The organism is Cupriavidus lacunae, assembly GCF_003353055.1.
GTDB lineage: Bacteria > Pseudomonadota > Gammaproteobacteria > Burkholderiales > Burkholderiaceae > Cupriavidus > Cupriavidus lacunae.
The window spans coordinates 1-4618 of sequence record NZ_QKWJ01000180.1; the positions used below are offsets into that span (position 1 = coordinate 1).

General features: G+C 65.1%; 4 protein-coding genes and 2 pseudogenes. 3 read left to right on the plus strand and 3 right to left on the minus strand.

The genetic code is table 11. The features are described 5' to 3' along the window. Positions 1 to 123 precede the first annotated feature (123 nt). Positions 124 to 1064, minus strand: a pseudogene (locus DN412_RS45375) (transposase); the annotation flags it as partial. A 165-nt stretch (positions 1065 to 1229) separates the two neighbouring features. Further along, positions 1230 to 2459, minus strand: coding sequence for a tyrosine-type recombinase/integrase (locus DN412_RS42200; protein ID WP_115216903.1), 1230 nt, complete (start codon positions 2457 to 2459; stop codon positions 1230 to 1232). A gap of 151 nt (positions 2460 to 2610) precedes the next feature. On the opposite strand from DN412_RS42200, the gene DN412_RS42205 reads away from it, so the two are divergent. Then, positions 2611 to 3807 carry a DNA-binding protein gene (locus tag DN412_RS42205; RefSeq protein WP_115216904.1) on the plus strand — a complete coding sequence of 399 codons (1197 nt, stop codon included), beginning with the start codon at positions 2611 to 2613 and terminating at the stop codon, positions 3805 to 3807. Then, positions 3791 to 4045, plus strand: a complete 255-nt coding sequence (locus DN412_RS42210; RefSeq protein WP_115216905.1) for an H-NS histone family protein — start codon at positions 3791 to 3793, stop codon at positions 4043 to 4045. Before DN412_RS42205 ends, DN412_RS42210 begins: the two co-directional genes overlap by 17 nt. Positions 4046 to 4217: 172 nt before the next feature. On the opposite strand, the pseudogene DN412_RS46190 reads toward DN412_RS42210, so the two are convergent. Continuing rightward, a pseudogene (locus DN412_RS46190) lies at positions 4218 to 4328 on the minus strand (IS630 family transposase); the annotation flags it as partial. A gap of 66 nt (positions 4329 to 4394) precedes the next feature. Between DN412_RS46190 and DN412_RS43705 the strand changes: the two are divergent. Then, positions 4395 to 4571, plus strand: coding sequence for a hypothetical protein (locus tag DN412_RS43705; RefSeq protein ID WP_161564135.1), 177 nt, complete (start codon positions 4395 to 4397; stop codon positions 4569 to 4571). Positions 4572 to 4618 lie beyond the last annotated feature (47 nt).

Below are 4618 nucleotides of genomic sequence, written 5' to 3' on the forward strand. Positions count from 1 at the left end.
TCTCGCAGCAGAGGAAGGGCATGCCCCGGTACTGCACAATTTCAATTCCGCCGGGTCCTGCATTCCAAACATGCTCAAGCAGCTTCACCCCCAAACGGGCGGGCTACGCTGGCTGGGCGTACTCCAGGTGATGTCCCAACTCCACACCTGATTGGGTCCGGTGGCGCAATGGCTGGTCACCACCCGGGCCGAGGGCTTGCGCGCTCGACCGCGGTGATGCTGCTGCGACGCACTACGCAAGACGCGATAAAAGCTCGACTCTGAGGCCACGTATTGCCCGCGGTCCGCCAGCGTCGGTACGATCTGGCTGGGCGGCAAACTGGCAAACTCCACGCTGTTGGCTACCTCGAGAATTAACTGGCGTTCCGGCTCGCTGAGCTTGTTGGCTGGCGCCGGCCGCTCAGTGGTGGTGCGAGCATCTGCGACCACCTCATCGCCCTCCTGAACCCAGCGCTGGAAGGTGCGCAAACTCAGACCCAACTCGTCGCAAGCCTGCGCCAGTCGGCAGCCAGAGCGTTCTGCCTCACGAATCAACGATATACACAACCGGCGATCTGGGACGCTGATCAGTCGTCCTCTTTTTCTCCCCAGATCGCCCGGGCTTTTTTTCTCAGGATCAGCAACGCGGCCGCTTCCGCCAGCGCCTTCTCCTTTCGCTGCAATTCCTTCTCAAGCTGCTGGATGCGCTTCTTGTCACCCTTGGACTGAAGCCGTTGTTCTCGCGCCTGTTCACCGGCGTTGGCATTGGCCGATCGACAGGCCTCCCGCCAGGCAGCGATCTGCTCCGCGTAAAGACCCTTGCGGCGGCAATACTCGGCCAATTCCGCTTCATTGAGCGGCGCGGTTTCCAGCACCACCGCAAACTTGTCTTCCGAGGACCAGGCCTCGGGGTTCTTTCCATCTCCCGGCACCGGGACTCCTTGCGCTTTCATCTGTCGACGCCAAGCATACAGCGTCTGCTCAGTAATTCCCGTCTCCCTTGCCAGCGCCGACACCAACGCGTTCTCGGGGGGCATCATGCGGCGCAACAGCGCCTCCCTTCTCTCTGCTGAATAAGCTCTCATTCACTCTGACTCTACCGCCCCCAGACTGGGTCAATCGAAATCAGGTAACACGACAACTATTCTGACGCCGGGGGGGAGGGAAAGTCGCAATGCAGGTAGCTTGCCACGATGGTGCCGTGACAATAGATGGCTTTGCCCTGTGCGGTTTGGTGATGCGGGCTCATCCTAGGCCTTGCTGGTCCAACCGATGCGGTGCCGCGCTTGGGTGGCCTCATGCCGCGCATCCTCCTCGCTGTGCAGGTAGCCGCTCGTCGTCGATAGCGAGCTGTGCCCGAAGTTGTCGCGCACAAAGCGCAGGTCGACCTGCTGATCGGTCATGTGCGAGCCGGCGGTGTGGCGCAGCCAGTGCGCCGAGGCGCTGGCCAGCACCGCGGCTTGCGGTTCCCATTCCGGCCCGCGCCCCCGCAGGCGCGTCGCGGCCATGCCGAATACCTCCTTCAGAATCAGGTGCAGCGCGCCGCGTGACAGCGGTTTTTCGCTGCCCGCTTTTCCAATCACCGGCAGCACCAGTGGACGCGTCTCCCCGAACTGCGGGGTAGGCGGCAACTCGTGGGCACGGCGGTAGCGCGCCAGTTCGGCAATCAACTCGTCGGTCGCCGGCACCAGTCGGGTCTTGTTGCCTTTGCCGGTCACCTCGAGCCACCAGCGCTCGATGCCCTGGGCATCGCGCCGGCAGAAGAACGCGCCCATGGTGGTGGCGGTCAGCTCGGAGGCGCGCAGGCCGCCCAGGTAAAGCACGGTCAGCACCCACCGGCAGCGCGCCGCATGCAGGCGCTCGCGTGCGGTGTCAGTCGGCATGGCCGCCACCGTGTCCTTCACCGTCTCCCACAGGTCGTGGCTCAGATACCGCGTGATGCGCGCCTTCGCGGGCGCGCGCCGGCGGCGGGCAAGCGCGAGCGGGTTGCCGGCCAGGTAACCCGCCTCCGTCAGCCAGGCGAACAGTGCGTTCAGGATGACCAGCGCCTGGCGCACGCTGCGGGGCGACAGCGGCCCGGCAAACGGGCGCCAGTCGGGGTGGCCGCGCGCGAGTTTCTTCTTGCTGCCGGCCAGGACCCAACGCGCGGCCGGCTGTGGGTCAGCAAGGAAACGCTCGTACGTGAGCAGATCCTCGTGCGTCAGCGAGGACAGGGGCCTGCCCAATTGCAGCACGGCCCACAGCAGCAGCCGCTCGGCTTCGCGCCGGTAGGTGGCAAGCGTCGCCGCGCTGTCGGCATAGCGCGCGAGCCAGGCGGTGACGGCGGCGAGGTCGTCGGCGGCGGCGATGCGAGTGGCGGTGGCCGGGGCGCGGTTGCTGCCGGCCACTCCGGACAGCCCCGGGGTCAGGCGCAGGCGCTCGAGCGGGGTGAGGTGTGGGGCGGGCGGGCCGTCCGAAGATTGGATCGGGAGCAGTTCCATGAAGGGTGTCGGCTGAAACACATGCTGTATACGCCAATATAGCATGTTGACAGACATAAGCGCAGTTATGTCTATAATATCGTCAATGTAGTTAGCTTTAATACGTATTACGTAGTAATATTTATTGAACAACTAGCTCAATTTTGCCCTGATGCCCGCTGCCGACCTGGATCTGCACGACGCCGCGCTGCAGGCCGCGATGGCCAACGACATTGCCGAGCTGCGCACGCGCTTCCCCGAAACCCGCGCGCTCTACCGCGAGGTCTGCGGCCTGCTGTTCTTCCGCTATGGCGTCACGCCCACCGCCAACAAGCTCTACAGCCTGGTGCGCAAGGGCAGCATGGGCACGCCCGCCGAGGTGCTGCAGGGGTTCTGGCAGGAACTGCGCGGGCGCACGCGCGTCACCATCGAGCATCCGGACCTGCCGGACGCCCTGAAACAGGTTGCCGCCGAGGCCGTGCGGACCATCTGGCAGGCGGCCAACGAGGCCGCCACCGGCGAGCTGGCCACGCTGCGCGCCGAGGCCCGCGATGCGGCCAGCGCCGCCGAGGCCGAACGTGACGCCGCGCGGGCCGAGACCGCGGCGGCGCGGGGGGAGGTGACCGCAGTCTCCGCGCAGCTGGCCGAGGCGCGCCAGGCGCATGAGGCCGTGCAGGGGGATCTGGCCGCCGAGCGGCAGGCGCATGCCGCGACCCAGGCGCGGCTGGAGGCGGGGCGGGCGGAACTGGAGGCCGCCGGACGGCAGCTGACGGAATTGCGCACCCAGTTCTCGACCGAGCTCGAGCGCGCCCGCGAGCAGGTGACCCTCGCGCAGGAACGGGCCGAGGCCAGCGAGCGTCGTAGCCTGCGCGAACTGGATGCGGAGCGTACCGCGCGCCAGAAGAGCGAGCGCACGGCCGAAGCGTTGCGCGTCGAACTGGTGGCGGCGCGCAGCGAGACCCGCGACGCGGCGGTGGCCCAGGCCGAGGCCCGCGCCCGGCTCGAAGCCCAGCTCGCGACGCTCGCCGATCGGCTCGCAGACGCCGAGCAGGCACAGCGCAAGTCCGTCGGCGACCTTGACACCGTGCAGGCGGATCTGGCCGCGGCGCAGCGCCGGGCTGAGCGCGCCGAAGCCGAAGCGGCTTTGGTGCGCCAGCTGCTGGCAGAATTGCGGGTGGCGCCGCCTGAGCGAGACAGTGGTGCGCGGCGACGCAAGGCCGGGAGCCGGGCGCCGAGCGCGGAGCCGAACGACAAGCCGGCCGAAAGACTGGACGAACAACAGGACGAAAAACAAGGCACGCCTGCCGCCGCCCTGAATCCGGATGACGGCAGCGAGAGCAGTGACGACAACGATGACAGCCATCAATGAGCGGGCGACGGCGATCCGCTGGATCCAGGACCAGATAGCCGACTATGGGCTGACGCTGGAAGAGCTGGAAGCGGCGGGGTGCTTCGATCCGCCTCCGCCACCCGCACCAGCGCCACCGCCAGCGGTCTGCTACCGCAATGCTGAGGGGCTCACGTGGGATGGGCAGGGCGAGATGCCATCGTGGCTCAAGCGGGCGGTCAATGCGGGACAGAGCGTGGAGTTTTACCGGGCCGGATAAACGAAGCTCGACTGCTGCAAGGGATATATTTTCTTTCAATTATAGGCTTGCAGAGGATATGCCGGATTTTTTGGGAACCCCGGGCGTATCTCATTTGGGCTTTGAGAAAAACAAGGGGAAGCAGGGTGCAATCAAAGCTTGATGAACGCTGGGAGGCGTATCCCCTCGCAGGTTGTAAGCCTGACCGCAATCTCGTCGTACGTGTAACCCGCAGCCGAATCACCTGCACGCGCCGCTCATGCCGCGCCTCGCGCGACAACGATCTCATATCGGTCGATTTCATCTCGGCCATATGCTGGCCACGCGTGATTTTTCAAGAACACAATTGCCGGCTCAATAGGAGTACCGCTTGGAAGTGCAAACGGCTTTTGCAGGCCAGTTCCTGAGCAGCCCGCAGCCTGCCGACCAACGTGCTTGTGCAGACAGCATTAGTGTTAGGCTGGCTGAATCCATGCGGTTTTACACATCTCTGACCTTCCAAAGCGACCAGAGCGCCCAGGAAAAGCGTTTACTTTCAACGAGTTGAAGCGGCACTTGTAAACTCTCTAAGTCTCGCGTTTACTGTCGCATTTT

Coding starts and splice junctions, on each gene's coding strand:
- DN412_RS42200 (WP_115216903.1), bottom strand. CDS start 2,459: ATGGAACTGCTCCCGATCCAATCTTCGGACGGCCCGCCCGCCCCACAC.
- DN412_RS42205 (WP_115216904.1), top strand. CDS start 2,611: ATGCCCGCTGCCGACCTGGATCTGCACGACGCCGCGCTGCAGGCCGCG.
- DN412_RS42210 (WP_115216905.1), top strand. CDS start 3,791: ATGACAGCCATCAATGAGCGGGCGACGGCGATCCGCTGGATCCAGGAC.